General features: G+C 70.6%; 21 protein-coding genes. 5 read left to right on the forward strand and 16 right to left on the reverse strand.

What is annotated here, in order from left to right; genetic code table 11:
• Positions 1–44 precede the first annotated feature (44 nt).
• The 4 genes from ACWGST_RS09360 to ACWGST_RS09375 are packed head-to-tail and all read right to left on the reverse strand — an operon-like array spanning position 45 to position 5,513.
• Positions 45–674 carry a TetR/AcrR family transcriptional regulator gene (locus ACWGST_RS09360; protein ID WP_452046387.1) on the reverse strand — a complete coding sequence of 210 codons (630 nt, stop codon included), beginning with the start codon at positions 672–674 and terminating at the stop codon, positions 45–47.
• Complete coding sequence (locus tag ACWGST_RS09365; protein WP_452046388.1) at positions 671–3,271, reverse strand: PEP/pyruvate-binding domain-containing protein; 2,601 nt, start codon at positions 3,269–3,271, stop codon at positions 671–673. Before ACWGST_RS09365 ends, ACWGST_RS09360 begins: the two co-directional genes overlap by 4 nt.
• The gene (locus tag ACWGST_RS09370) at positions 3,268–4,686 is read right to left on the reverse strand and encodes an MFS transporter (protein WP_452046389.1); all 1,419 of its coding nucleotides are present in this window, start codon (positions 4,684–4,686) and stop codon (positions 3,268–3,270) included. The genes ACWGST_RS09365 and ACWGST_RS09370 overlap by 4 nt, the downstream gene beginning before the upstream one ends.
• Before the next feature lie 32 nt (positions 4,687–4,718).
• Positions 4,719–5,513 (reverse strand): alpha/beta fold hydrolase, encoded by a 795-nt coding sequence (locus ACWGST_RS09375; protein WP_452046390.1) that lies wholly within the window; start codon positions 5,511–5,513, stop codon positions 4,719–4,721.
• Positions 5,514–5,596: 83 nt separating this feature from the next.
• On the opposite strand from ACWGST_RS09375, the gene ACWGST_RS09380 reads away from it, so the two are divergent.
• Positions 5,597–6,736, forward strand: a complete 1,140-nt coding sequence (locus tag ACWGST_RS09380; RefSeq protein WP_452046441.1) for an acyl-CoA dehydrogenase family protein — start codon at positions 5,597–5,599, stop codon at positions 6,734–6,736.
• Here ACWGST_RS09380 and ACWGST_RS09385 read toward each other — a convergent pair.
• The 4 genes from ACWGST_RS09385 to ACWGST_RS09400 form a co-directional block, all read right to left on the reverse strand.
• Positions 6,726–7,403, reverse strand: coding sequence for a TetR/AcrR family transcriptional regulator (locus ACWGST_RS09385; protein WP_452046391.1), 678 nt, complete (start codon positions 7,401–7,403; stop codon positions 6,726–6,728). The genes ACWGST_RS09380 and ACWGST_RS09385 overlap by 11 nt on opposite strands.
• Before the next feature lies 1 nt (position 7,404).
• Positions 7,405–8,379: a cytochrome b/b6 domain-containing protein gene (locus tag ACWGST_RS09390; protein WP_452046392.1), complete on the reverse strand. Its 975-nt coding sequence runs from the start codon at positions 8,377–8,379 to the stop codon at positions 7,405–7,407.
• A 591-nt stretch (positions 8,380–8,970) separates the two neighbouring features.
• A complete protein-coding gene (locus ACWGST_RS09395) occupies positions 8,971–9,957 on the reverse strand; it encodes an electron transfer flavoprotein subunit alpha/FixB family protein (RefSeq protein ID WP_452046393.1) in 987 nt (328 codons plus the stop codon).
• A 9-nt stretch (positions 9,958–9,966) separates the two neighbouring features.
• The gene (locus tag ACWGST_RS09400; RefSeq protein ID WP_452046394.1) at positions 9,967–10,752 is read right to left on the reverse strand and encodes an electron transfer flavoprotein subunit beta/FixA family protein; all 786 of its coding nucleotides are present in this window, start codon (positions 10,750–10,752) and stop codon (positions 9,967–9,969) included.
• A 164-nt stretch (positions 10,753–10,916) separates the two neighbouring features.
• On the opposite strand from ACWGST_RS09400, the gene ACWGST_RS09405 reads away from it, so the two are divergent.
• On the forward strand, positions 10,917–12,713 hold the full coding sequence (locus ACWGST_RS09405; RefSeq protein ID WP_452046395.1) for an acyl-CoA dehydrogenase C-terminal domain-containing protein: 1,797 nt from the start codon (positions 10,917–10,919) through the stop codon (positions 12,711–12,713).
• Positions 12,714–12,869: 156 nt separating this feature from the next.
• On the opposite strand, the gene ACWGST_RS09410 is transcribed toward ACWGST_RS09405, so the two are convergent.
• The 3 genes from ACWGST_RS09410 to ACWGST_RS09420 form a co-directional block, all read right to left on the reverse strand.
• On the reverse strand, positions 12,870–13,775 hold the full coding sequence (locus tag ACWGST_RS09410; RefSeq protein ID WP_452046396.1) for a lytic transglycosylase domain-containing protein: 906 nt from the start codon (positions 13,773–13,775) through the stop codon (positions 12,870–12,872).
• Between the two features lie 192 nt (positions 13,776–13,967).
• Positions 13,968–14,369, reverse strand: a complete 402-nt coding sequence (locus ACWGST_RS09415) for a hypothetical protein (RefSeq protein ID WP_452046397.1) — start codon at positions 14,367–14,369, stop codon at positions 13,968–13,970.
• Positions 14,366–15,331, reverse strand: a complete 966-nt coding sequence (locus ACWGST_RS09420) for a LysR family transcriptional regulator (RefSeq protein ID WP_452046398.1) — start codon at positions 15,329–15,331, stop codon at positions 14,366–14,368. Before ACWGST_RS09420 ends, ACWGST_RS09415 begins: the two co-directional genes overlap by 4 nt.
• 143 nt (positions 15,332–15,474) lie before the next feature.
• Between ACWGST_RS09420 and ACWGST_RS09425 the strand changes: the two genes are divergently transcribed.
• The 3 genes from ACWGST_RS09425 to ACWGST_RS09435 all read left to right on the forward strand — a co-directional run bounded on the left by ACWGST_RS09425 (position 15,475) and on the right by ACWGST_RS09435 (position 18,709).
• Positions 15,475–17,211: an L-aspartate oxidase gene (locus ACWGST_RS09425; protein ID WP_452046399.1), complete on the forward strand. Its 1,737-nt coding sequence runs from the start codon at positions 15,475–15,477 to the stop codon at positions 17,209–17,211.
• 132 nt (positions 17,212–17,343) lie between these two features.
• The gene (locus tag ACWGST_RS09430) at positions 17,344–17,901 is read left to right on the forward strand and encodes an HdeD family acid-resistance protein (RefSeq protein WP_452046400.1); all 558 of its coding nucleotides are present in this window, start codon (positions 17,344–17,346) and stop codon (positions 17,899–17,901) included.
• Positions 17,902–17,926: 25 nt separating this feature from the next.
• Positions 17,927–18,709 carry a tyrosine-protein phosphatase gene (locus ACWGST_RS09435; RefSeq protein WP_452046401.1) on the forward strand — a complete coding sequence of 261 codons (783 nt, stop codon included), beginning with the start codon at positions 17,927–17,929 and terminating at the stop codon, positions 18,707–18,709.
• Here the strand turns inward: ACWGST_RS09435 and ACWGST_RS09440 are convergent.
• Genes ACWGST_RS09440 through ACWGST_RS09460 form a run of 5 tightly spaced genes read right to left on the reverse strand, consistent with a single transcriptional unit; the run spans position 18,643 to position 23,810 of the window.
• Entirely contained in the window at positions 18,643–19,686 is a 1,044-nt protein-coding gene (locus ACWGST_RS09440; protein WP_452046402.1) for a multidrug DMT transporter permease, read from the reverse strand. The genes ACWGST_RS09435 and ACWGST_RS09440 overlap by 67 nt on opposite strands.
• A gap of 2 nt (positions 19,687–19,688) precedes the next feature.
• Complete coding sequence (locus ACWGST_RS09445) at positions 19,689–21,344, reverse strand: cation:proton antiporter (protein ID WP_452046403.1); 1,656 nt, start codon at positions 21,342–21,344, stop codon at positions 19,689–19,691.
• Positions 21,345–21,367: 23 nt separating this feature from the next.
• Entirely contained in the window at positions 21,368–22,039 is a 672-nt protein-coding gene (locus tag ACWGST_RS09450) for a GAP family protein (protein ID WP_452046404.1), read from the reverse strand.
• On the reverse strand, positions 22,039–23,118 hold the full coding sequence (locus ACWGST_RS09455) for a hypothetical protein (protein WP_452046405.1): 1,080 nt from the start codon (positions 23,116–23,118) through the stop codon (positions 22,039–22,041). The genes ACWGST_RS09450 and ACWGST_RS09455 overlap by 1 nt, the downstream gene beginning before the upstream one ends.
• A complete protein-coding gene (locus ACWGST_RS09460; RefSeq protein ID WP_452046406.1) occupies positions 23,115–23,810 on the reverse strand; it encodes a hypothetical protein in 696 nt (231 codons plus the stop codon). Before ACWGST_RS09460 ends, ACWGST_RS09455 begins: the two co-directional genes overlap by 4 nt.
• Positions 23,811–23,858: the final 48 nt, after the last annotated feature.

Here is a 23,858-nt window from a genome sequence, read left to right on the forward strand (position 1 = left end):
GCATCAGACGGCTGACGACCGACGGCCGTTCAAGGTCCACGTGCTCACTCCCCTGTGCTCACGTGCCCCTGTGCTCTCGTGCACGTCAGGAGCGGCAGCACCACGTCGTCGACGAGCGAGGCGACGAACTCGGGCGTGACCTCGCCGCCCATCAGGAACTCGTGCCGGAGCAGGTTGTGGCCCGCCTCGAGTCGGCGTTCGGGCAGCTCGGCCGAGTCGAGCTCGCCGCGATCGACCGCGCGGTCGACGATCGTGCGCATCGCCTGGATGCCGCGGCCCCGACTCCGCGCGTGGAACCGTTCGGCGACGTCGGGGTCGCGGAGCGTCTCGCTGATGAGCCCCTTCAGCGCCTGGCCCGACGGGCCGGCGAGCGTGCGGCCGACGAGCTCGAAGAGCGCGAGCAGGTCGCCGCGGAGCGACCCCGTGTCGGCCAGCTCGGCCGGGATCGGGAGCGTCCTGTAGACCGCGTCGATGACGAGTTCGGGCTTGCCCGGCCAACGGCGGTAGAGCGAGGCCTTGCTGACGCGCGCGCGGGCCGCGACGCCGTCGACCGTGAGCCGGTCGTACCCGGTCTCGGCGAGTTCGGTCATGACGGCGTCGACGATCGCCGTGCGCAGCGCGTCGCCCCGTCGGCGCGGGCCTGCACGGTGGTCGAGCGGGCGGTCGTCGCTCACGAATCCCCCTCGAGGCTCACGCGCCCCGTGTCGCCGTCGACCGTGACGATCTGCCCGTCTCGCAGCACCGAGGTGCCGCTGCCGGTGCCCATGATGGTCGGCAGGCCGTACTCCCGTGCCACGATCGCGGCGTGCGAGGCGAGTCCGCCGGTGTCGACGACGACGGCGGCTGCGATCTGGAACAGGGGCGTCCAGCTCGGGTTCGTATAGGGGCAGACGAGCACGTCTCCGGGCGCCAACCTTGCGAACTCGGAGGGCTCGCGGATGATTCGTGCCGGCCCCGATGCCCGGCCGCCGCCGGCCGGGGTGCCGCTGACGACGGCGTCGGCGTCGGCTCGCGCCGCCCGCACGGTGAGCGGTGAGATGAGCGGCGCTCCGGCGTACCGCGCGCGCCGGCTCGCACGCTGCCGCACAGTCGCAGCGAGCTGCGCCCGCTCACGCGTCGAGAGGGCATCGGGATCGTCGATCGCGAGCAGCTCGCCGTACCGCAGGTGGAAGACCTCGTCGGGTGCCGTCAAGACGCCCGCCGATACGAGTCGTGCGCCCGCCTCGAGCAGAGCCCGCCGCAGGGGCGACAGCGGGCGCATGGCATGGAAGTGGGTGTCTTCGCGGAACGCGATGCCCGCTCGAGCGCGATCAGCGGCCGCGGCGATCTCGTCGCCGAGGTGCAGGGCGCGGACGCGGCGGCGGCCGAGCACGCGCCGCTCGGCCGCGGCGAACTCACCCGCTCCCGCGTCGGGGCCGGCCTCGGCGCCGGGCGCGACGGGCCGCGCGAGCAGTGCACGGATCGCGCCGAAGAGCACGGCCGGATCGTCGCCCCAGGTCGGCTCCGAGGCGAGGAACGCGCTCGTGGTCTCGCGATGGCCGTACTCGTCGTCGAACGCCTCGACCCGGGTGCGCAGACCGGCCAGTGCCCCACGCCCGCCGGCCTCCCCGGCGAGCTCCGCGGCGAGTTCGGCATCGGTCGACGATTCGAATGCCGCCCGCCGCGCGGCATCCGCTGCCACCGCCTTCGCGAGCTCTGAGATCGCGACGTTCGCGTCGCCCGTGCGCGTGCGCACCCCGCGGGTCAGTGCCGAGGCCTCGCGGCCGAGGCCGAGTACGCCGAGCAGCAGCCGAAGCCGCACGAGGTCGAAGCCCGCGCGCGGAAGATGGTCGATGCGCAGCGTGATGAGCCCGTCAAGGATGTCGAGTGCGCGTCGCGGCACCCCGACGAGCTCCGTCCAGTCGAGCGCGCCGGGATCGATCGCCCGCAGCGCATCGACCGCACGGTCGAAGTCGGCGAAACGGGGGTCCTCCATCCATCGCTCGGTGCGGAAGCGGCGGATCCTCGGCGCCATCCGGAACGGCGTCGCGAGCGTGCGCGGCGAAGGGCGCGGGTCGGGCGGCGCGAGGCGGTCGACGACGCCGTCGACCTCGGGCAGCATGTCGGTGACCGACACCCTGATCGCGGGGATCTCGGCGAGCATGCGGGTGAGGATGCGGCCGTGGCCGTGCACGGTCCACGTGGTCATGTCGAGCGGGGTGGGGCGGATCGGCAGCAGTTCGGCGACGATGCCCGTCATCAGCCGGCGGATCGGGTTGACCCGCACCGGCTCCGGCGGCAGCGCGGTCAGCGATCGCGCCTGCACGATCCACAGCTCGCCGCGGGCCGAGGCCCACTCGATGTCCTGCGGCTCGCCGAAGTGCTGCGCGATACGCGCGCCGACGCACGCCATCGAGCGCAGCGCCGCGTCGTCGAGACGCCCCTCGGCGGCTGGCCCGCCGACCATACCCGGCCGGCCCGATTCGCCCGCGACCTCGCGCACTCCGCCGCCGGCGTCGGGCACGATGACGAGCTCGCGGCGCCCGAGGCGACGCTCGAGCACGCGCCCGTCGGCCGCCACGACGAAATGGTCGGGCGTCACCCGCCCCGACACGACCGCTTCGCCGAGGCCTGCACTCGCGTCGACGACGGTCTCGTCGCGTGCGCCGGTGACGGGGTTCGCCGTGAACATGACGCCCGCCGTATCGGCGTCGACGAGTCGCTGCACGACGACCGCGATGGCGACGTCACGATGATCGATGCCGGCCCGCGTGCGGTAGGCCACGGCCCGCCGCGTCCAGAGCGACGCCCAGCAGCGTCGCACGGCGTCGACCACCGCGTGCTCGCCGACGATGTTCAAGAAGGTGTCCTGTTGACCGGCGAAGGTCGCGCCCGGCAGGTCTTCGGCGGTCGCGCTCGACCGCACCGCCACGGCGAGCGCGGCGGGCGCGGCATCGGCAACCGCGAGCTCGCGGTACGCCCCAACGATCGCCGCCTCGACCGCTGCCGGCACGTTCATCGCCCCGACCGCCTCGCGCACGCGGTCGGCGTCGTCGTCGCCCATGACCTCGGGCACGGCGTCGGCAAGCGCGGCGCCGTCGAGCGCGGCACCGTCGAACGCTCGGCGATACGCGTCGGTCGTGACGACGAACCCCTCTGGCACTCGGAAGCCGCCGCGCAGCAGCTCGCCGAGGTTCGCGCCCTTGCCGCCCGCGACGGCGAGGTCGCCGCGGCCGACGTCGCCGAGTCCGACGACCGCGAGCGTGTCGGGCCGGGTGTCGCGTGCGTTCATGTCGGCACTCCTTCTCGATCGGGCGCGGTGCCGGTTTCAGAGACCGTCGTGCGCAGCGGCCGCGCCGGCAGCGCGATCGTCAGCACGAAGGCGACGACGAGCACCCCGGCCCCGTACCCGAAGACGGGCGCCACGGCGGCGAGGTACCCGTCGGACGGCACACCGGCGGTGCGCAGATTGATCAGCGCTCCGGTGACCGCGACGCCCACCGTCGCGCCGACCTGCCGCACGAACACGACGGTCGACGTCGCCACGCCGAGATCCGCATGTGCGACGGCGTTCTGCACGACGAGCAGCATGACCTGCATCACGAGCCCGACGCCGGCGCCGAGCAGCAGCAGCACGAGCGCGGCGGCCCAGATCGGCGTGTCGGCGCGCACCATGCCGAGCAGCGCGAGCCCGACGCCCGCCATCGCGGTTCCGACGATCGGGAACACCCGGTAGCGACCGGTGCGCGAGATGATGCGGCCCGACAGGGTCATGGTCACGATCACCCCGCCCATCGCGATCGTGACGGTGGATGCCGCCGCCACAGGTGAGACCCCGAACCCGAGTTGCACGACCGCCGGCAGAAAGCTGATCGTGCCGAAGAGGGCGACGCCGATGAGGAAGCTCACCGCGACGGGCACACTGAACGCGGCGTCGCGGAACAGCCCGAGCGGGATCACGGGATCAGTCGCACGCACCGCCGTGACGACCCAGACGATCGCGGCGAGTGCGATCACCGCGAGCAGTGCCGCGGCGACCGGCCACGGCACTCCGGTCTCGGCGAGGCTCGCGAGTACGACGACGCCGGCGATGAGCGCGGCGATCGCGATCGCTCCGGCCAGGTCGAACGGGCGGCGTTCGCGCGGCGCCGGCAGCCTGATCGTGCGCAGGGTCAGCACGTATGCGAGCACCGCGAGCGGCAGGTATCCGACGAAGATCCAGCGCCAGCCGACGGTCTGGATCACGAGTCCGCCGATGATCGGCCCGCCGACGGCGGCGACGACGTAGACCATGCCGATCCAGCCGAGGTAGCGACCGCGTTCGCGCGGGCTGACGATCTCGCCGATGACGGCCTGTGCGCCGAGCATGAGGCCGCCGCCGCCGAGCCCCTGCACGATGCGTGCTCCGATGAAGACGGGCAGGCTTCCGGCGAGGGCCGTGCCGACCGCACCGGCGGTGAAGAGCGCGATCGCGACGAGCAGCAGGGGCCGACGTCCGTAGCGGTCGCCGAGCTTGCCGTACGCGGGCATCGACGCGGTCGCGGCGCCGAGGTAGGCCACCACGACGAGCGGCATGAGCTCGAGGCCGCCGAACTCCTCGGCGATGTGCGGCAGCGCCGGTGCCGACGCCGTCTGGTCGATCGCACCGAGCAGCATGACGATCATGAGGCAGACGAGCACGGGCCACAGCCGCCGCGTCGTCGACATCACGCCTCCCGAGTTAGAGTACGAGTCGTACTCTACACCTCGAAGAACTCGACCGCCGCCTCCCGGAACACCCGCGACCCGGGCGCGTTGAAGTGGTGCCGCCCGGGCAGTTCGACGAAGGACCCGTTCGGCGTGGCCTCCGCCAGTTGCCTCGACTGCGCGAGGATGGCGTCGTCGCTGCCCGTGGCGAACATGATCGGCTGCAGCGGCGGGTTCGCGATATCGGGGTCGGCGTCGCCGAACCGCATGCCCTCGGCGAGCGCCACGAGCGAGCGCAGGTCGTTGCCGGCCACCCGTTCGGCCAGGGTCACGTAGTTGCGCGTGACCTGGTCGTCGACGGGCGTGCCGTGCTCGGCGTAGGCGCGCGCCTGCTCGATCTGCAGTCGGGCGAGCGGGCGCCCGTCGGGGATGCCGCCGAGCACCGCGCGCTCGACGTGGTCGGGCATCTGCAGGGCGACCTGCCAGCCGACCCGCGCGCCGAGCGAGTACCCGGCGTAGAAGATCGAGTCGAGCAGGTAGGTGTCGAGCACCGTCGTGATGTCGTCGACGAAGGCACTCATTCGATACGCGGATGCTTCGTGAGGCTTGTCGCTCGAACCGTGGCCGCGTTGATCGATGCCGAGCACCCGGTAGCCTGCGCGGGTGAGGTCACGAACCCAGCCCGTGTTCACCCAGTTGTCGCGGCAGCTCGACGCGAATCCGTGCACGCACAGCACCGTCGGGGCGTCGTCGTCACCCCAGAGGTACGTCGCGATGCGCAGCCCTTCGGCAGACATCACGTACTGCGGCTCGGGCATTTCGGTGAGGGCGGGCAACGAAGCATCCATGTCAGCCATTCTGGCCTCTCCCGACTAGGCTCGGCTCGACGGAAACAGAGCAACACGGCAGCGATGAAGGGCCGATGGCAGCGATGGCGAACGCACTCACCGAAGACCAGCTCGCGATCGTCGCCGCGGTGCGCGAGTTCACCGCGACCGAGCTCGCACCGTTCGCGAACGAACGCGACCAGACGAAGACCTTCCCGATCGAGGCGCTCGAGCATGCCGGCCGGCTCGGCCTCGGCGGTGTCTACGTGCGCGACGACGTCGGCGGCTCCGAGCTCGGCCGCTTCACCGCCACGCTGATCTTCGAAGAGCTCGCCAAGGGCGACACGACGATCGCGGCCTACCTCTCCATCCACAACATGGTGGCGTGGATGATCGACCGCTACGGCGACGACCTGCAACGACAGCGCTGGCTGCCGACCCTGACCGCGCTGACCGATCGCGGCAGCTACTGCCTCACCGAGCCGTCGGCTGGGTCGGATGCCGCGGCGATCACCACGACCGCCAGACGCGACGGCGACGACTACGTGCTGAACGGCGTGAAGCAGTTCATCTCGGGCGCCGGATCGTCGGCGGTCTACCTGGTCTTCGCACGCACGGGCGAGGCGGGGTCGCGGGGCATCAGCGCGATCGTCGTCGACGCCGGGGCATCCGGCCTCTCATTCGGCCCCGACGAGAAGAAGATGGGCTGGAATGCGCAGCCGACCCGCCAGGTCGTGCTCGAGAACGTACGCGTGCCGGTGACCAACCGCCTCGGCGCCGAGGGCGACGGCTTCGCGATCGCGATGTCGGGCCTCGACGGCGGGCGGGTCAACATCGCCGCGTGCTCGATCGGCGGCGCGCAGTGGGCGCTCGACCAGACGCTGCGTTACGCGCACGAGCGCGAGACCTTCGGTCGGCCCCTCGGCGAGCACCAGTCGGTCGCCTTCACCCTCGCCGACATGGCGACGGGGCTGCACGCCGCGCGGCTGCTCGTGCACGACGCTGCCGAGGCGATCGACGCCGAGACCCCCGACGCCACGCTGCGATGCGCGATGGCGAAGCGCTTCGCGACCGACGCGGCGTTCGAAGCGGCCAACAGCGCGCTGCAGCTTCACGGCGGCTACGGCTACCTCTCGGAGTACGGCATCGAGCGGGTCGTGCGCGACCTGCGCGTGCACCAGATCCTCGAGGGCACCAACGAGGTCATGCGCATGATCGTCGGGCGCCGGCTCCTCAGTCGCTGACGAGCGCCTCGGCGCCGTCAGCCCCTGCATCCGCGCCGGCTCCGCCGTCGCCGGCGGAGTCGGCGGAGCCGGCGAGCATGCCGTGGTGCAGCAGGTCGAGGTAGTTCGCGCTCAGGCTCGCCGCCGTGTGACTGCCGCCCGAGCGGAACCAGAACACCGTCGACCACAGTGCGTCGCGGATGAACCGGAACGCGAGTCTCGGGTCGATGGTGCCCCGGAACACCCCGGTGCGCTGGCCCTCCACGATCTGCTCGAGCCAGATCTGCTCGATGCGCTCGGCTCCCTCGGCGACGAACCCGAACGCCGGCTGGGTCATCAGGAACCCGGTCTCGTTCTGGTAGATCATCACCTCGTCGGGGCGCTGCTCGATCGTGAGGAACGCGCGCTCGATGAGCCGGTCGAGGTGCTCGCGCGGGCTGCCGTCGCTCGCGACGATGCGCTCGAACGCCGACAGCGTGTCGTGCTGGAAGGTACGCAGGATCTCGTGGAGCACCGCCTCTTTCGAGGCGAAGTGGTGGTACAGGCTGCCCGAGAGGATGCCGGCCGCGTCGGCGATGTCGCGCACGGTCGTCGATGAGTACCCGCGCGAGGCGAAGAGCCGCGTCGCGATCACGAGGATCTGGTCGCGCCGGACGGAGCCGTCGCGTCGTTCAGATCCGTCACTCACCTCAGCGCCCGCTGACCTTTCCGAACAAGCGCGCGATCGGTGCGAGCACGAGCGGCCGCGCCGCGACCCAGGCCGCCGCGATCACGACGAGCGACGCGACGAAGATCCAGAACCCCGTCCAGTTCACGACGTCTTGGCTCGCGTACATGTGGTTGAGGTTGCGCAGCGCCCCCGTCGCGAACACCAGACCGACGTGCACGACGATGAACGCGACGAAGTAGAGCATCACCGGGAAGTGCACGGCGCGCGCCCACTCCACCGGGTAGATGCGGTTCAGCGTCTTCGCGTTCTTCGGCCAGAGGCCCGACATGCGCACGCCCGTGATCACCGCGAGCGGCGCCGCGATGAAGACCGTGACGAAGTAGGCGATCTGCTGCAGGCTGTTGTAGTTGACCCAGCCGTTCTCGGTCGGCCAGTCGAGCGAGACGTACTGCAGCAGCGCCGACACGGCGTTCGGCACGACCTCCCAGCTCGTCGGCACGAGGCGCATCCACTGCCCGGTCGCGAAGAGCAGCACGACGAACACCACGCCGTTGACGACCCAGAGGATGTCGAGCGACTGGTGGAACCACAGCGAGAGGCTGATCTTGCGCTTCGCATTCCAGCGCGGCGACCAGAACGCGGTCGGCCGCTTCTGCGTGCGCACCTCGAGACCCGAGCGGATGATGAGCACGATCAGGAACACGTTGAAGAAGTGCTGCCAGCCGATCCACGCGGGGATGCCGACGGGCGCCGACTCGGGCAGCTCGTACTCGCCCGGGTACGCGGCGAGGAAGTCCTGCATGGCCGGCAGGCCGAGCAGCCAGTTGACCACGACGACGGCGCCGGTCGCCGCGAGCAGCAGCGCGAAGCCGCCGATGACGAGCGATCCCAGCCACTGCGCGCGCGAGTAGGGCCCGTACAGTTTCGGCCACGGTTCGGCGACCGGGCGAACGGATGCCGCGGCGCCCGCGTTCACGCGACGGGGCGGCGGCATCGGGGCGCGCCGGGGCGCCGGCGCCGGCGCCGGCGCCGGTGTCGGAAGCGCGGCGGGCACCGATGCCGGCACCGGTTCGGCGATCGCGGGTGCCGAGGCGACGGACCTCGCCGGCGCCGAGCCGGCCGGCGGCCACGGTTCTCCGTCTGGTGTACGGGGTAGTCCGCGGCGAAGTGCCGCTCCCCCACCGGCCACGGCCTGCGCGGCCGCGACGGGCCGAGACGGTGCCGCGACCTCCGATGCGGCAGCGATCGACGCTTCGACCGGCACAGCGGCGGCAGGCACAGCGGCGGCAACCACCGCGGAGGCAGGCGGCCACGGCTCACCGCCCGGTACACGGGGCAACCCGCGTCGCAGCGCCCGAGCCCCCGCAACCGTTCCCTGAGCCTGTCGAAGGGAGCCCGACCCAGCCGCGTCGGTCCCTTCGACGAGCTCAGGGAGCGCATCCGGCGCACCGCCCGCAACGGGCGCCGCGACATCCACCGCGGCGATCTGGGCTGCGGCGATCTCGACGATCGGGGGCCAGGGGTCGCCGCCGGCGACGCGGGGCAGGCCCTGCCGCGTCGTTCGCCCGTACGTCGCCATCGAGCCCTACGCCTTCCGCGCCTCGAGCGCGGCGATGAGCTGCGGCACGACCGTGAACAGGTCGCCGACGATGCCGAAGTCGGCGATCTCGAAGATCGGAGCGTCCCCGTCCTTGTTGATCGCGACGATCGTCTTCGCGGTCTGCATGCCGGCGCGGTGCTGGATCGCACCCGAGATGCCGAGCGCGATGTAGAGCTGCGGCGACACCGAGACGCCGGTCTGGCCGACCTGGTGCGACTGCGGAATGTAGCCCGCGTCGACCGCCGCACGCGACGCGCCGACCGCGGCGCCGAGCACGTCGGCCAGCCGGTCGACGAGCTCGAACTGCGCTTCGGAGCCGAGACCGCGACCGCCCGAGACGACCTTCGCCGCGCCCCGCAGCTCGGGGCGCGACGACGTCACGACCTCTGCCTCGAGCGCGCCCGTCTCGGCGGCCTTGCGACCGGATGCCGCGACCTCGAGCCGCTCGATCGAGGCGGGCTTCGCCTCGGCGCGGGCATCGATCGAGCCCTCGCGCACGGTGATGACAGGCGCGCCCCAGGTCACTGCCGAGTCGACGTTGTACGCGCCGCCGTAGACGGAGTGGTGGGCGACGACGCCCTCGGCATCGCGCGAGACCCCGACGGCGTCGACCGCGAGGCCCGAGCGCGATCGCGCGGCGAAGCGCGCGGCGACCTCACGGCCCTCGATCGAGTTCGACACGAGCACGGCATCGGGTCGCACGAGTTCGGCGGCCGCGGCGAGCGCGTCGGCCCCGGGAACGGCCAGCCGGGCACCGGCGTCGGGGTGCTCGGCGACGAGCACGTGGGTCGCGCCGAGCGCGGCGGCATCCTGAGCCTGTTGCTCGCCCTCGCCCGCGGCGGCGACGATCAGGGCGACCGGGGTGCCCACCTCTGCGGCGGCGCCGAGCAGGCCGGCGGCGCTCTTGGCGAGCGCGCCCGACGGCGCGACGTCGAGGAGCACGAGGATCGAGTCTGCGGTGTAGTCGGTCATCGTGGTCTCCTACGCGAGCCGGTTCTGAACGAGGTACTCGGCGAGGCGTTCGCCGGCATCACCCTCGTCGACGATCTTGGTGCCCGCCGTGCGCGGCGGCTTCTCGCCGAGCGAGATGACGATCGAGCGGGATGCCTCGGTACTCTCGGCATCGACGCCGAACTCGGCCAGGTCGGCGAGCGAAAGCGTCTCGAACGGCTTCTTCTTGGCGGCCATGATGCCCTTGAAGTTCGGGAACCGCGCATCGGGCAGGCGCTCGGTGATCGAGATCACGGCGGGCAGGGTCGCGGTGACCGCCATCGTGCCGTGGTCGCTCGCGCGCTCGCCGCGCACCTCTGCGTCGGTGATCTCGACGGAATTCAGGCTCGTCGCGTTCGGCACGTCGAGCAGTTCGGCGATCATCGCCGGGAGCACCCCGCCCGATCCGTCGGTCGACTGGTTGCCCGCGATCACGAGGTCGTAGCCGATGCGCGTGAGCGCCGCGGCGAGCACTTCGGCCGTGAGGCCGAGGTCGGCGCCGAGCAACGCCTCGTCGACGACCTGCACGGCACCCGCGGCGCCCATCGCGAGGCCCTTGCGCACGGTGGCGGCGGCCGACTCGGGCGACATCGACAGCACGACCACCTCGGTGCCGGCGTGGGAGTCGGCGTACGAGAGCGCGACCTCGAGCGCGCGCTCGCTGATCTCGTCGAGCACCGTTTCGCTCGCCGCGCGATCGGCGAGGCCCGTCTGCAGACTGAGCTTCCGATCCCCGTACGTGTCGGGGACTTCCTTGACCAGGACGACGATCTTCATTCCGCTCCTTTGACGAGTCGCTTCATCCTAACCAAGCACTTGCTTGCCTGAACAGGTGCCTCATTTGTGGGTTCATGCCAAACGGCACCGCGCGGCCGCGCTGCCGGCCCGTGGAACCCGCACAGTTCGCGCCCTTCGGAGGCGCGCCGGGTTACAGTGCGGGCATGAGTGCATTCCGACCCCCTGTTGCAGATATCGCCTTCGCCCTCGAGCATGTCGTCGACTACGACGCCGTCGCGCAGCTGCCCGGCTTCGAGCACGCCGACCTCGAGACCGTCACCGAGATCCTCGACGAGGCCGGTAACTTCATGGCCGAAGTCGTCGCCCCGACCAACCGCGCCGGCGACCTCGAGGGGTCGACGCTGAACCCCGACGGCACGGTCACCACGGCCACCGGCTTCAAGGAGGCCTACTCCGCCTACGTCGACGCCGGCTGGGGCTCGGTGCCGCTGCCCGAGGAGTTCGGCGGCGGCGGGTTCCCACGCACCATCGGCCTCGCGCTCCAAGAGCTCATGGCGACCGCGAACATGGCCTTCGCACTCGCGCCGTTGCTCACGCAGGGCGCGATCGAGGCGCTGCTGCACTACGGCAGCGATGAGCAGAAGCAGCAGTGGCTGCCGAAGATGGTCACCGGCGAGTGGGCCGGCACCATGAACCTCACCGAGCCGCAGGCCGGCACCGACGTCGGCGCCCTCACGACCAAGGCCGTCAAGCGCGACGACGGCACCTACGCCATCACGGGCCAGAAGATCTTCATCACCTTCGGCGACCACGACCTGAGCGAGCAGATCGTGCACCTCGTGCTCGCCCGCACGCCCGACGCGCCTGCCGGCACCAAGGGCATCTCGATCTTCATCGTGCCGAAGTTCCTCATGAACGAAGACGGCTCGATCGGCGAGCGCAACGGCGTGCACACCGTGGGCGTCGAGCACAAGATGGGCATCCACGGCTCGCCCACGTGCGTGCTCTCGTATGAAGACGCCACGGGCTACCTCGTCGGCGAAGAGAACATCGGCATGCGCATCATGTTCGTCATGATGAACAGCGCCCGCCTCTCGGTCGGCATGCAGGGGCTCGCCGTGTCGGAGCGCGCCTACCAGCAGTCGCTCGACTACGCCCGCGAGCGCATCCAGGGCCGAGCGATCGGCGCCACCGAAGACTCCCCCATCATCGACTTCCCCGACGTGCGCCGCATGCTCATGACGCAGAAGGCGTACATCGCCGCGATGCGACGCATGATGCTGCTGACCGCGACCTACACCGACGTGTCGACGCACCACCCCGACCCGGCCGTGCGCGCCCGGGCGACCGAGATCGTCGGCCTGCTGACCCCGATCAACAAGTCGTTCGGCACCGACCTCGGCAACGAGCTCACCTCGCTCGCACTGCAGATCCACGGCGGCATGGGCTTCATCGAAGAGACCGGCGCAGCGCAGCACTACCGCGACGTGCGCATCGCCGCGATCTACGAGGGCACGAACGGCGTGCAGGCCGCCGACCTGATCGGCCGCAAGCTCCCGGTTCGGGGCGGTGCATCGGTGCTCGAGTTCATCGCGACCATGCGCGAGCTCGACAGCGAGCTCGCCGCGGCCGGCGAGGAGTTCGCCTCGATCCGCACGCAGCTCAGCGCCCAGCTCGACACGCTCGAGCAGACGACGATGTGGATGTTCACCAACGGGCTCACCGACCCGAACGCCGCACTCTCGGGCTCGGTGCCCTACCAGCGCATCTGGGGTCTCGTGGTCGGCGGGTGGCTCATGGCCAAGTCCGCCCTCGCCGCACGCGGACTCGACGACGACGGCATCGCCGAGACGCAGCTGCCGCTCGCCCGGTTCTACGCCGAGCAGCTGCTGCCGCAGGCCGCGGGCCTCGTCGGTGCGGCGACCGCCGGTTCGCGCGACCTGTTCGCCCTCAGCCCCGCCGAGCTCGGCGATCTGGCCGCGCGCGGAGCCCGCGTCTGAGCTGAGCCGGCAGAGACGGCCCAAGCGCCCGCCCGTTCGAGGGCGGGCGCTTCGGCGTGCACGGGCGAACGTTTCGACGACTCGGCGACGGGGGCCGCGACATCCACTCGCTGCTGCTGAACTCGACGGCGTCGGCGTCGGGCGACCGCGACGGCGTTACGCGACGGCGTCGGCGTATTCGCGCGCGAGCCGTGCGACCTTGTCGACGTAGTCGTTGTCGTGGTTGTACGAGAACACGGCCGCACGCCAGCCCTCGGCGCTCGTCATCGCGCCCGACGCGCAGAGGTAGCGCCCCGCCGAAAGGGCGGCGTCGTCGATCTGGTTCGGGTCGGCGACGTCGTCGCCGTTGCCGTCGCTGCCCCACTTCGACCAGGTCGACGGAATGAACTGCATCGGCCCGACGGCGCGATCCCACGTGGCGTCGCCGTCGAGCCTGCCCTGGTCGGTGTCGGCGATCCTGGCCACGCCCCCGGCGGTCGCGGAGCCGTCGAGCGCTGGGCCGATGATCGGCGGTCGGGCATTGCCGTTCGAGTCGAGCACCGTCGAACCGTGGCTGCCGTGCCCCGATTCGATCTCGCCGATGGCCGCGATCGTGGTCCAGTCGAGGCCGCAGTCGGGCTCGTCGGCGGCGAGCGTGATGTGCGCGAGCGCGTAGGCCGACAGGGCGCGCTCGGGAATGCCGGTGGCGGCGGCGACACTCGTCAGCCACTCGGAGTCGACGGCCGGCATCGGCGGCAGCTCGGTGGTCGAGAGGCCCGTCGGCTCTTCGTCGGTCGCGGTCTCGCCGTCGGCCTGTGCGATCTGCTCGCGGTCGTCGGGCGTCGCCACCGGCGGCGGGGCCACCTTGGGGCCGAACGCGGGCGGTGCGGCGAAGCCGTCGGGGTTGGCTGCCGTGCCGATGACGTTCACGGCGGCGATCGCGCCGATGACGAGTGCCACGACGCCGACCACGGCGCCGGCGTATCCCGCCGTGCGGCGCGCGAACCGCCACACCGAACCGGGCGCCCGCGCCCCGCGACGGGCGCCGTACTCGTCGGCGTCGGAATCGTCGTCCCAGGACATCGGTGGCTCGCTTCGTTCAGTCGTGGGGCAGGGTTCCCACTCGGGGTCGAACATCGCCGGCCCGTGCGAGCCCGGCGAGGGCGACCCACCCCTCAACCCTACGCGCGTCGCACGAGCATCGCACGGGTGGATCGGTCGTGAGCACCGATCGGCTGCTCTCGTTGGGCAGATCGGCTGCTCTCGTTGGGCCGATCAGCCGGCCTCGAGCGCCTCGAACGGCGCGATCGTGACGACCCCCTCGACCCGGCGCGCGAGGTCGGGGTCGAGCGTGACGAACGCATCGGCCTGCAGTTGGGCGACGGCGATGAACTCGGCCTCCGTCGTGTCATCCCAATCGAGCTGCTCGGCGATCTTCCAGGCGACGGCGCGCGACACCCGGTCGCCGAGCAGACGCACGCGCAACGACGCGAGCCGCTCCAGCTGCTCGTGCGCGGCCGCGCGGCTCAGCTCCCCTCGGCGCACGCCGCGGTAGAGGTGCGACAGCACCTGCGAGCGCAGCACGTTCGGGGCGACGAGCTGGTGCGCCTCGGGCACCGTGGCCGCGTCGTGCACCAGTCGCAGTGCGGTGAGGGTGTCGATGGCGAACCGCGTCATGGCTTCTTCCTCCCGCTCGCGGTGATCACGTCGTTCGCGCCCGCGACCCGCATCGTCTCGCCCGCCCTGGCCGCGAACGCGGTCGCGCTCTCGGTGATCGTGTGCCGCATGACCTCGACCGCCGCGGTGGGTGCGACGTCGGCGGGGCGGGCGACGCTGATCGTGCGTTCGAGCGCCGGCCCGGCGAGCCGCACCGAGCGCAGCCCCGGCCGATCGATGAGCACCATCGCGGGAACGATCGCGACGCCGAGCCCGCGTTCGACGAATCGCAGCACGGCGTCCATCTCGGCGCCCTCGAGCACGACCTCGGGAGTGAGCTCGGCGCCGGCGAACGCGGCGTCGGTCGCACGTCGCAGGTCGTAGCTCGAGCTGAAGACGATCTGCGGCAACCCCGCGACATCCGTCAGCTCGATGCTGTCGCGAGCGGTGACCGGCGGCGCGCCGGCCGACGAGATCACCACGAGCTCTTCGACGAGGAGCGGGGTCACGGTGAAGCGCTCGGCGGCCGCGGCGTCCGACGTGGTGATGAGCGCGAGGTCGAGCTCGCCGCCGGCGAGCTCGTCGAGCAGGCGACGCGAGCCCTGTTCCGAGAGGTGCAGTTCGATGGCCGGATGCTGCGCATGGAACGCGCTGAGCACCTCGGCGACGAGGCTGATGCAGAGCGTGGGGGTCGCGCCGAGGCGCACCCGACCGCGCTCGAGCCCCGCGAGCTCGGCGAGCTCGCGCCTGACCGATTCGGCGTCGGCGAGCATGCGCCGGGCGAGCGGCAGCAGCGATTCCCCCGCAACGGTGAGCGTGCTGCCGCCCCGCGCCCGATGGAACAACTCGGCGCCGAGATCGTGTTCGAGCGCCGCGATCTGGCGGCTGAGCGAGGGCTGCGCGAGGTAGAGCTCTTCAGCGGCACGCGTGAAGTTGCCGAAGCGGGCCACCTCGACGAAGCCGCGCAGCTGCTCGAGATTCATATCGAGAGCCTACGCACATCGTCTCCGCGACATCCGTACCGTCGAAGAATGCGGCCCGCCGCCGCCTTCAATAGCCGTTTCGCATCGTTGCTACTGGCAAGATGCATTGGAGTAATCCAATGGGCGAATCTAGCGTCGACACCATGACTGCTCCAGAACGCCAGATCTCAACGACCGTGCTCGTCATCGGCACCGGCGGTTCGGGCCTGCGCGCCGCCATCGAGCTCGCCGAGGCGGGCGTCGACGTGCTCGCGCTCGGCAAGCGCCCCAAGCACGACGCGCACACCTCGCTCGCCGCCGGCGGCATCAACGCCGCGCTCGCCACGATGGACGCCGACGACAGCTGGCAGCAGCACGCCGCCGACACGCTGAAAGAGAGTTACCTGCTCGCGAACCCGCACACGGTCGAGATCGTGACCTCGGGCGCGGCCCGCGGCATCGACGACCTCGAGCGCTACGGCATGCCGTTCGCCCGCGAAGCCGACGGCCGCATCTCGCAGCGCTTCTTCGGCGCCCACACCTACCGTCGCACGGCGTTCGCGGGCGACTACACCGGACTCGAGATCCAGCGCACGCTCGTCAACCGGGCCGCACAGCTCGACGTGCCGATCCTCGACACGGTCTACGTCACGCGCCTCCTCGTGAACGACGACGGCGCGGTCTTCGGCGCCTACGGCTTCGACCTCGACGACGGTACGCGCTACCTCATCCATGCCGACGCCGTCATCCTCGCCGCCGGCGGCCACAACCGTATCTGGCGACGCACGTCATCGCGGCGCGACGAGAACACGGGCGACTCGTGGCGCCTCGCCGTCGAGGCCGGCGGCCGGGTGCGCGACCCAGAGCTCGTGCAGTTCCACCCCTCGGGCATCATCGAGCCCGAGAACGCGGCCGGCACCCTCATCAGCGAGGCGGCCCGCGGCGAGGGCGGCATCCTCACCAATGGTCTCGGTGAGCGCTTCATGCACAAGTACGACCCCGAGCGCATGGAACTCTCGACGCGCGACCGCGTGGCGCTCGCCGCCTACACCGAGATCAAGGAGGGGCGCGGCACCCCCAATGGCGGTGTCTGGCTGGATGTGTCGCACCTGCCCCGCGAGACCATCATGCAGCGCCTGCCGCGCGTCTACCAGACCATGCTCGAGCTGCAGATGCTCGACATCACGAAGCAGCCGATCGAGATCGCGCCCACCGCGCACTACTCGATGGGCGGCGTGTGGGTGCGCCCCGACGACCACGGCACGGATGTCCCGGGCCTCTACGCCATCGGCGAGGCATCCAGCGGTCTGCACGGCGCCAACCGGCTGGGCGGCAACTCGCTCATCGAACTGCTGGTCTTCGGACGCATCGTGGGCCAGGCCGCTGCGGCGTATTCGGCTGCACTCCCGTCGCAGCAGCGCTCGGCCGCCGCGGTGCAGACCGCGCGCGACGACATCGCCTCGCTGCTCGCATCCGACGGCTCGGAGAACGTGCGCGCCCTGCAGCGCGACATCCGCAACACGATGACCGAGCACGCCGGCGTGGTGCGCGACGAACAGGGCCTCACCGCCGGCCTCGCCGAGCTCGACGCGATCGAGGCGCGCATGGCCGACATCGGCGTGCACCCCGACATCGCCGGCTACCAGGACCTCGCGCATGCCTTCGACCTGAAGTCGGCCGCGCTCGCCGCGCGCGCCACCCTGGCCGCAGCACTCGAGCGCCGCGAGACCCGCGGCTGCCACAACCGCAGCGACTATCCCTCGTTGGATGACGCGCTGCAGGTGAACCTCGTCTGGTCGCCCTCGACCGGGGTGACGCGCGAGGAGATCCCACCGATCCCCGACGAGATCGCGGCGCTCATGCGCGACGAGGTGTCGGTGGCGGGCAAGCTCGTCGAATAGCAGGCGGTGGCGGGCGAGCGACAGGAGGATGACCCACCGGGTGACGAGCCGGGTGAACTTTCGCTCGTCCGGGCGCGCGGCCGCCGATCCGTCGTCATGCTGGCGTCACGTGTCTTCTGAAAGGACCCTGGAATGACTGCAACGACCGGCACCGACAAGGCCGCGAACGCGATCCGCACCTCCCTCGGCATCGCCGGGGTGCTCGCACTCATCGTCGGAATCCTGGTGCTCGTCTGGCCCTCGAAGACCGCGATCGTGGTCACGGCGATCATCGCGGTCTACGCCATCGCGGCCGGGCTGGTGTACGCGGGTCTCGGCATCTTCGTGCGTGGAAAGGGCGGATGGTCGCGAGTCGGCCACATCGTGCTCGGCATCGTGTTCGTCGTGGCCGGCGTGATCGCATTCTCGAACCTCTCGCAGACGAAGGACTGGCTCGCACTCTTCCTCGGCATCGCCGTCGGCATCATGTGGGTGGTCGAGGGGGTCGTCGCGTTGTCGACGCTGTCGAAGTCGTCGTCGAAGGGCTGGTCGATCTTCTTCGCGATCATCAGCATCATCGCGGGCATCCTGCTGCTGCTCTCGCCGCTGTGGGGCGCCGTCGTGCTCTGGTGGCTGCTCGGCATCTCGCTCGTCGTGCTCGGTATCGTCAACATCGTTCGCGCCTTCTCCTTCGGCACGCGGCGCGGCTGAAGACGCAACTGAAGAAGGGAACGACTTGCACATCGACGGGCTGTACAACTTCCGCGACACCGGCGGGATGCCGCTCAGCCAGGGCTGCTCCACCCGCAGTGGAGTGCTCTACCGCTGCGATGCGCTCTCGAACCTGAGCGCGACCGGACTCGACGAGTTCGCCGCGACCGACATCGGCGTGATCGTCGACTTCCGCACCCCGGTCGAACGCCAGGCGGCACCCGACCGGATCCCCACGACACGGCCGTTCCAGGTCGTCGAGCTCGCGCTGCTCGAGGGCGCGATGGCCGAGATGACGAAGCAAGCCGTCCCGGGCGGCGCGACGTCACCCGCGATGGTCGCTCGAGCGTTGGCCTCGTTGCCGACGCTGGGCGAGCTGTACCTCGGAATGCTCCAGCACGGCGCGACGCAGTTCGCCGACGTCGCGCGCCTCATCGCAGCGTCGACCGATGACGCGCCCACCGCCGTGGTGGTGCACTGCACCGCTGGCAAAGACCGCACGGGCGTCGCCACCGCACTGATGCTCGACGCCGTCGGCGTCGAGCGCTCGGCGGTCGTCGCCGACTACGCGGCATCGCAAGACAACCTCGCCGGGCCGTGGGCGGACGGAATGCTCCACTCGATCTCGTCGCTCGGCGTTCCGCTGACGCCCGGACTGCGCACGCTCCTGACCGGGACCCCTCCCGAGGCGATCGAGCAGGCCCTCGCATGGACCGACGGGCAGCACGGGGGCTCGGCCGGCTACCTCCGGTCGGGCGGGCTGTCGGAGACCGAGCTCGCGGCCTTGCGGGCACGGCTCGCCGGCTGAGCACTGTCGGCGCTCACGGCGGCGCCGGCGGTCACGGCGGTGCCGGCGGTCACGGCGGTGCCGGCAGTCTCGGCAGTGCCGGCGCTCACGGCGCTTTCGGCGCGCGACAGGGCGAACACCCCGCCGATCGCGACCGCTCCGGCGGCCACGAACACGAGGATCGCCCAGGGCGGCGCCGCGCTGGCCTCTCCGAGGATCGTGATGCCGAGCACGACCGCGACCGCGGGGTCGACGACGGTGAGCCCGGCCACGACGACGTCGGCACGATTCGCCTCGTGCGCGCGCTGCACGAAGTAGATCGAGAGCGCCCCCGCGACGCCGATGCCGACGATGCAGCCGAGCGTGAGCAGATTCGTCACGTCGAATGAGAACGCGTGCGAGGCGAACGCCGCCTGAACCCGCATGATCACCGTCTTGCCGAGCGTCGCGACGAATGCCGAGTAGACGCCGCCGAGCAGCACCCAGAACACCGGCGGCGTCGGCCGGTTCCGCCCGACCAGCAGCACGAGACCGGTCGCCAGCAGCACACTGACGAGCACCACGAGCACCGAGATGAGCTGCACGTCGGTGATGGGATGCTGCGTGCTCACGAGCGCCGCGACCGTGACGAACGCCGCAACGCCGAGCACGCAGACCGCGATCGCCGTGACGACCGCCGCCGACGGTCGGCGCTTCGCCGCAACCGCCGTCAGCAGCACCGTGAAGACGAGCGCCGCGACGCCGATCGGCTGCACGATCATCAACGGCGCCAAGGTGAGACTGCCCATCTGCAGCACGATCGCCACGATCAGGAGCAGACCCCCGATCAGCCAGAAGCGATTGCGCACGAGGTTGATCATCTTGGACCCGTCGACGCCGCGAGCGGCGTCGGCCTCCATCACGCGCACACCACGGCCCTGCAGGAGGTTGCCGCCCGAGAGCACGGCGGCCGACACGACGGCGAGTCCGATGCCGGCGAGCGTCGAGTCGATGGCCATGGTCACTTCTCGCTTTCGAGGTGCAGCTTCAGACTGATCTCGTACGCGTCGAGTTCGTCGAGCACGTACCGAAGCGCGCTCGTGCTGTACCTTCCCGAGCGGCCGAGCTCATGCAGACGCACTCGCATCACTCCGACGAGTGCGAGCTCGAACTCGAGCGCTTCCGGCTCGACCTGCGATTCCTCGGGGTCGAGCGGGGTGACGAACCGCGATCGCGGTAGCGCGTATGTCTCTTCGGAGAACTCGCGCCGATCGGCACGCCAGAGCGAGCCGTCGTCGAGGGCGGCTCGAGCAGCATCGCGGACCTCGCCGTCGATCTCACGGATCTCCGCTCGCGGCAGGCCTCCGGCTTCCGCCGTTCGGATCTTCAGCAGACGTGCGAGTGCCGGCAACGTCATGCCCTGCAGCAGCAGGCTTCCGGCCGCAACGAGGAACGCGATGAAGATGAGCAGATCGCGTTGCGGGGCGTCCTCGGGCAACGTCTGCGCTGCGGCCAGGGTGACCGCACCCCTCATGCCCGCCCAGACGATGATCGTGTTGTGCTTCCAGGTGAGCGGTGAGCGGTCGAAGTAGTCGATGTCGGCGCGCATCCTCCCGATGCGCTTCGAACTCCGCTTCGACCCGAGCACGCTGGTGTCGAGTCGGCTCTGCACCGAGCGCTTCGCCCGCGCGGTCTGGAGTCTGAGCATCGGGATCACGTACGCCGCCCGAATCGCGATGAGGATGACGAAGGCGAGCGCCGCGATCCTGGCGCCCTTCAACAGGCCCTCCTCGGCGGCGAGGTTGTCTTGCACGATTCCGTAGAGCTCGAGCCCCATGATGAGGAACACGGCGCCTTCGAGCAGGAATTCGATCGTGCGCCAGGTGTACTTGTCCGAGATGCGCTGTTCGGGTGTCAGCCACCGCACCGACCCTTGACCGCACACCACGCCCGCGACGACCGCTGCGACGAGCCCCGAGCCACCGAGCGCCTCCGTCGGCAGGAACGCCAGGTAGGGCACCGTGAGGCCGAGCGCGGTGTTGGCCGTCGCACTCGTCGTCCACGCCCGCAACCGCAGGGCGAGCACGCCCGCGAGGGCGCCGACCACGACCGCCGAGGCGACCGCCCACGCGAACGAGCCGAGCGTGGTCAGGAACGAGAACCCCGCGGCCGCCGCGACGATCGCCGTGCGAAGCGTGACGAGCGCGGTGGCGTCGTTCAGCAGGCTCTCCCCCTCGAGAATCGTGACCACGCGGCGCGGCATGCCGAGCTTGCGCACGATCGAGGTGGCCACCGCGTCGGTCGGGCTCAGGATCGCCCCCAGCGCGACCGCGAACGGAAACCCGATTCCCGGTATCGCCCAGACGAAGAACAGTCCGAGCACGAGCGAGCTGATGATCACCAGCGCGACGGACAGTCCGCCGATCGCGCCGAAGTCACGGCGGAACTCGATCGCGGGAGCCGAGACGGCCGCTGAGAAGAGCAGCGGCGGCAGCACGCCCGTCAGAATCAGCACCGGCGGCACCGAGACCGCCGAGACGGCCGGGATCAGGCTGACCCCGACGCCGATGGCCACGAGGATCAGCGGGCCCGCCACACCGATGCGTCGGGAGAGCGAGTTCGCGAAGACGATAACGATGACGCCCGCGACGATCGCGAGCAGCAGTTCCACCGACATCCCGATGCCCCCTCTCGCCGCCGTCAGCCGGCGAGATCGGCCACTCCCGAGCCGATCAATTTGAACCCGAGGATGAGGAAGAGCACGGTCATGATCACCGCGTGGTTGGCCACGAGCCAGGTGCGCGGTGCGGTGAGACGTGCCTCCACCGTGCTCGGCGAGACGATGCTGAAGAGCCAGGGCACCAGGACCGCGGCGATGCCGAAGACGCCGAAGATGAGCACCACCCCGACGACCTGTTCTGCCGGGAGCGCCGCCTGGGAGATGCGGCCGCCGGCGGCGGTCAAGAGCGGCAGGTCCTTCGGAGAGAGCGGGCCCGAGATGAGGATGCCGACGAGGAACGCCTTCCAGACCGTCAACCCGTCGAGGCTCGCCATCCACTTCGGAGTTCCCGTGTGAGATCGCTGGCGCCACTGCGTGTACGCCAGCACGAGCAGGCCCGCCCCGAGCACGATCTCGACGATGTCGACCGTGACATGCGGGCCCGAATCGACCTCGTCGGCTCCCGCTGCGCGGCCGATGAGTGCGAGCACACCGACGAACATGACCGCGAACACGTAGCACCCCAGGATGAAGGCCGTGCCGTTCGTGCGGCCCTTGCCGGCCGTCGCCATCAGGATGACGGCGACGATCGCGAGCGGGCTGATCGCGATCGCGATTCCGATCGTGAGGAGGTCGGCGAGAACGATGAGCATCAGCGTTCCGTCTCGATGGGGCGCAGGTCTCGGTCGACCTCGACGTTGCGAAGGAAGAGGATGATCCAGCTGAAGATCACGATGGCGGACACGAGCTCGACGGCGGTGAGGTTGTAGAGACCTGCTGCGAACAGCACCACCAGCGCGATGACGACGCCGATGTACACGAACCCGAGGATGACGAAGGCCCGCGGCATCGATGGGATGAGCCACGGGAGCCCGACCACCAGCACCGCGAAGACGACGGTCATGCCGGTGGCGACGGTGTTGTGGAGCAGGAAGAACCGGTCGACCGGGAACAGGCCGACGCAGGCGAGGAACACGCCGAGGAGCACGAAGAGCACGCGGACGCTCACCTGCCGGCGGCGTTCGATCGTGGTGGCGGACGGCAGCGTCGCCGTGCCGAGTCGGGCGATGGTCGTGACGAGCACGCCCGACACGATCAGGGTGAGGTTGAACGTGAGCGATGAGATGTCATGGGTGATGCCGAGCGCCGACAGGTTCATCTGCCACCAGAGCGGATCGGTGGAGCTCAACATCGCCGTGGTCATGCCGACGACGAGGAACACGGCGAGCACGATCGAGAGCCGGCGCGGCGAGACGTTCGTTCCGCTGAGGGACGCGAGGTAGGCCGACAGTGCGGTCGCCGCGGCCGCGATCACGACCGCGGGCGAGGCGTAGACGGTCGCGCCGAGGAAGCTGTGCTCCATGACGGTCGCGATGCCGATCCAGCCGAGCAGCGCGATCACGCCGTGCGCGAGCGAGAGCGCCACGAGATCGAACCATCGATACCGTGCGCGGCCGGCTTCGGGCGCCTCGGCGCGGTCTGTGTCGTGCGGCACGGTGCGGCGCGGCAGCGTTCTGGTGACGGCGAACGCGACCGTCGCGGCGACGGCGCTCGCGATGGCCGTGAAGTCGCCCAGCGAACCACGACCGTCGATGGCCAGCTCGCGACCCCAGAAGACGAACCCCGCGACGACGCCGCCGACCACGAATGCGATCGCCCCCGCGATCAGCGCGAAGGACTCGTCATCGAGGCCCCGCAGCCACCGGCCGGTGCCGCGGTCGTCGGTTCTCACCGAGCACCCGTTCCGTGCGATTCCCGACGCTTCGAGCGGCTCCACTGCGGCAGCACGATCAGGGAGGCGAGCAGGAAGCAGATCGCACCGACGAAGGTGCCCCAACTCGAGAGCGCGCCGCTGTACGCACTGCCGTCCGGAAGGATGTACGCGCCGATGGCCGAGATGCCGAACGCCACGCAGCCGATGAAGTTGACGAGCACCGACCACCACGCCACGCGACCTGGGTCGACGAGACGCGCCACCCGCGAGTAGGCGACGAAGGCGAGCACACCGCTGATGAGGAAGGCGACGGATCCGCCGGCGTCGGGGTTCCAGACGAAACGCCCCTCGGCCGAGATCGATTTCGCATACAGTGCCGCGGTGGTGCTCACGTTGAACATGAGCGTGCCGAACGACTGCGTCGCCGCGGTCAGCCACTCGGCGCGCACCATCCGCCCGGGTGCGTACGACACCGGCACGGCGACCGCACCGCTGAGGAAGAGCTGGATGAGTCCGGCCGTGGTGAAGAACCAGGCGCCGACGAAGAAGAGCATGTTGGCGCCGGCACTGCCGAGCGCTTCACTCAGCCACGGCGCGGAGCCGAGCGCGAAGAATGCCGAACCGATCATGAAGCCCCAGCACTGCTTCGTCAGGGTGGGGATCAGAAACGACTTCCGGGGCCGTTCGATACTCGTCGCTGCCGCGCTCATGGTCGCGTGCTCCACATCTCTCGTTTGCGTGCGGAATTCGAACCGGTA

The sequence above is a fragment of the Agromyces sp. NPDC055520 genome (assembly GCF_053619715.1).

Bases quoted from the DNA above. Each gene is read 5' to 3' on its own strand.
- ACWGST_RS09365 (WP_452046388.1), bottom strand. From the start codon at position 3,271: ATGAACGCACGCGACACCCGGCCCGACACGCTCGCGGTCGTCGGACTC.
- ACWGST_RS09370 (WP_452046389.1), bottom strand. From the start codon at position 4,686: ATGTCGACGACGCGGCGGCTGTGGCCCGTGCTCGTCTGCCTCATGATC.
- ACWGST_RS09375 (WP_452046390.1), bottom strand. From the start codon at position 5,513: ATGGATGCTTCGTTGCCCGCCCTCACCGAAATGCCCGAGCCGCAGTAC.
- ACWGST_RS09380 (WP_452046441.1), top strand. From the start codon at position 5,597: ATGGCGAACGCACTCACCGAAGACCAGCTCGCGATCGTCGCCGCGGTG.
- ACWGST_RS09390 (WP_452046392.1), bottom strand. From the start codon at position 8,379: ATGCCGCCGCCCCGTCGCGTGAACGCGGGCGCCGCGGCATCCGTTCGC.
- ACWGST_RS09395 (WP_452046393.1), bottom strand. From the start codon at position 9,957: ATGACCGACTACACCGCAGACTCGATCCTCGTGCTCCTCGACGTCGCG.
- ACWGST_RS09400 (WP_452046394.1), bottom strand. From the start codon at position 10,752: ATGAAGATCGTCGTCCTGGTCAAGGAAGTCCCCGACACGTACGGGGAT.
- ACWGST_RS09405 (WP_452046395.1), top strand. From the start codon at position 10,917: ATGAGTGCATTCCGACCCCCTGTTGCAGATATCGCCTTCGCCCTCGAG.
- ACWGST_RS09410 (WP_452046396.1), bottom strand. From the start codon at position 13,775: ATGTCCTGGGACGACGATTCCGACGCCGACGAGTACGGCGCCCGTCGC.
- ACWGST_RS09415 (WP_452046397.1), bottom strand. From the start codon at position 14,369: ATGACGCGGTTCGCCATCGACACCCTCACCGCACTGCGACTGGTGCAC.
- ACWGST_RS09420 (WP_452046398.1), bottom strand. From the start codon at position 15,331: ATGAATCTCGAGCAGCTGCGCGGCTTCGTCGAGGTGGCCCGCTTCGGC.
- ACWGST_RS09425 (WP_452046399.1), top strand. From the start codon at position 15,475: ATGACTGCTCCAGAACGCCAGATCTCAACGACCGTGCTCGTCATCGGC.
- ACWGST_RS09430 (WP_452046400.1), top strand. From the start codon at position 17,344: ATGACTGCAACGACCGGCACCGACAAGGCCGCGAACGCGATCCGCACC.
- ACWGST_RS09440 (WP_452046402.1), bottom strand. From the start codon at position 19,686: ATGGCCATCGACTCGACGCTCGCCGGCATCGGACTCGCCGTCGTGTCG.
- ACWGST_RS09445 (WP_452046403.1), bottom strand. From the start codon at position 21,344: ATGTCGGTGGAACTGCTGCTCGCGATCGTCGCGGGCGTCATCGTTATC.
- ACWGST_RS09450 (WP_452046404.1), bottom strand. From the start codon at position 22,039: ATGCTCATCGTTCTCGCCGACCTCCTCACGATCGGAATCGCGATCGCG.
- ACWGST_RS09460 (WP_452046406.1), bottom strand. From the start codon at position 23,810: ATGAGCGCGGCAGCGACGAGTATCGAACGGCCCCGGAAGTCGTTTCTG.